General features: G+C 67.3%; 1 protein-coding gene. It reads right to left on the bottom strand.

The genetic code is table 11. The features are described 5' to 3' along the window. Nucleotides 1-367 (bottom strand): hypothetical protein (locus PMES_RS16405; RefSeq protein WP_201289030.1); only part of this gene is annotated, 367 nt, incomplete at both ends.

Here is a 367-nt window from a genome sequence, read left to right as displayed (position 1 = left end):
CATGTCGAAAGCGCCCGTGAGAAGCCCCGCCGCCGGATCATAATCGCACCGCTTGACGAGATAGCCCGCCGCGCCCGTCACTGCCGTCCAGTCGAAGCGGATCGACTTCGGATCGCCCGTGACCAGCGCCGCCGTGAGGCCCGTGGGGGCGACAAGGGCCGCGTCCTCCACCCCGCTCAGGGTCGATGCCGTCAGGCCGGGATTGGCCGGCACGTTGCTGGATTTGCCGGTGTCCGCCTCGCTCCCAGACGAGAACGCTATGGGCGTGGACCACGGCGAGCGATCACCGGCGGCATTGAGCGTGGCCACCACCCAATAGGCGGTCGCGTTCGGCTTGTAGTTCCCGGTCCATGTCGTGTGATAGAAG

The organism is Profundibacterium mesophilum KAUST100406-0324 (genome assembly GCF_009835145.1).
Lineage (GTDB): Bacteria > Pseudomonadota > Alphaproteobacteria > Rhodobacterales > Rhodobacteraceae > Profundibacterium > Profundibacterium mesophilum.
The sequence above is the reverse complement of the archived record's forward strand: the minus strand, read 5'-3'. Positions and strand labels throughout refer to the sequence as shown.